The following is a 1,900-nucleotide window of genomic DNA, read 5'->3' on the forward strand; positions in this document are numbered from 1 at the left end:
CGGCTTTCGCCTGGGCTGGCGGGGGACAGGGGAGCCCTCTCCGAGAACTCCTGTGAAGCGGAGTTCGAGGAGAGGGCTCCCCTGTCCTCGGCAGGATTCTGTGGGTGCCGCGGCGGCCTCTAGGTCTCCTAAGCGGCTCTTTGACTGCCGGACGCTCGATCGAGCCCCTGGTCGGGGCAGATAGTATAGCCCCTTTGCTCGCCCGTCGCATTGACGGCGAGCGTTTTCGCTCTACACTTGTCCTGCAGAGAGCCTCAGGCCGTTCTCCGAGTTGGGACGTTGTCCCGGTTTCCTCGTTGGCCGAGGCTCTCGCTGTCTTCGCTCACCCCCTCTTGCAGCAGGTCGTAGACCCGCTCGAGTAGCCGTGCCGCCGTGGCGCAGGTCGCCAGCAGGTAGTGCTTGCCCCGCTTGCGCAGCCGCTGGTGGTAGGCACGCAGCTCCGGATCAAACTGCCGGCAGCAGCTCGCCCCCAGAAACACCCAGGCCCGCAGGTAGGGGCTGCCCTTCTTGCTGATTGGCTGGCCAGGACTCGTGTGCCCTGCCGAGGCCTTCACCCGCGGCGCCAGGCCGGCGTAGGCGATCAGGGCCTTGGCACTGGGAAAGCGGGCCACGTCGCCGACGTGGGCCGTCAGTGCTGCCGCCAGGAATTCACCCAAGCCAGCCACTTGCAGCAGCCGCTGCTGCGGGTCCACCTGGCCGTAGAGCTCAGCGATCCGGGCATCGAGCCGCTGCACCTGGGCTTCGACCGCTTCGAGCTCATCGAGCTGGACGTTGATCTCCAGCTGCAGCTCCTCGGCCTGGAGGCCGAGGGCCGGTGCGTCCTGCACGCAGGCCCAGAGGGCATCCAGGCGCTCGGCGCCGAGCTTGCCCCAGGAGGCTTTGCGCATCAGGTCGCCCAGGCGCTTCTTGCCCAGTCGCTTGGCCCGCTCCGGCGCCAGGTAGCGCCGCAGGTAGAGCCGCCCACTCTGGCTGTAGCGCACCGGCAACACGGTATCGATGCCCGGCTGCACGGTCTCGGCCAGGTGGCTGATCCGCCGCTTCAGGTCGGCGATCCGGCAACGGCCCTTCCAGCGCAGACGGCACAGGCGCAGCAGGCTGCGGCAGGCCGGACTGGGCCGCCACAGCGGCTTCAAGTCCGGATCCACCAGCGGCAAGCGCGCCAGCGCCGCCGAATCCGTGATGTCCGTCTTCGTGTGCTGCACATAGAAGCGCCGCAGCGCGTGCGCCTTCGTCGGCGGCACCAGGTAGACCCGATAGCCCTGCTCGCACAGCGGCCAGGCCAGCGCATTCCACCACTCCGTCGTCGCTTCGATGGTGAAGACCGTCTCGGCGACCGTGGCGCCCTGCGCCGTCAGTGCACTCAGCAGCTCTGCCAGCGCCGCCTGCCCGCGGCCAATGCGAAAGCTCGGCAGGACTTCGCGCTGCTTCTCATCCACCACTGCGACCTGGTGGAAGCGCTTGCCCAGGTCGATCCCCACATACACGACTCCATCCATGGCCTCACTCCTTCTGCGCGTCGGGGACTCTCCACCACCGCCCGCTCTCCGCCTCAAACTAGTGCTTTCCCCGGGACTCACGTCCCAATCTCCTCAATCGAGGCTCCCGGACGGGGCGGAGCGCCAACCTAGTTGACGGGCTGTCTGCCCAACTTCAGAAACGGCGCCCCGACACCCGTCCGGAACCCTAGAGCGAGAAATCCCCCAACGCAAAAGCCCGGCGACCTTGTCCTAAGGACTCGATCGCCGGGCTGAATACCGGACAGTGAAAAGAGACGCGGACTATTTCATGAGGATGATCTTCTGCATCCCGCGCTCCTCGTGGCCGTCCCCTGTGCGCAGGGACAGCCGCGCGAGATAGATGCCGCTGGGCAGCGGCTCGCCCGCTTCGTCGATCGCCACCC

General features: G+C 67.3%; 1 protein-coding gene. It reads right to left on the reverse strand.

Features of this window, described 5'->3' with window-relative positions; all coding sequences use genetic code 11:
- Positions 1 to 254: 254 nt before the first annotated feature.
- Positions 255 to 1,496 (reverse strand): IS110 family transposase, encoded by a 1,242-nt coding sequence (locus FJ251_15990; protein MBM4119201.1) that lies wholly within the window; start codon positions 1,494 to 1,496, stop codon positions 255 to 257.
- Positions 1,497 to 1,900 lie beyond the last annotated feature (404 nt).

Source organism: bacterium (assembly GCA_016873475.1).
Lineage (GTDB): Bacteria > Krumholzibacteriota > Krumholzibacteriia > JACNKJ01 > JACNKJ01 > VGXI01.

Coding starts and splice junctions, on each gene's coding strand:
- FJ251_15990 (MBM4119201.1), bottom strand. CDS start 1,496: ATGGATGGAGTCGTGTATGTGGGGATCGACCTGGGCAAGCGCTTCCAC.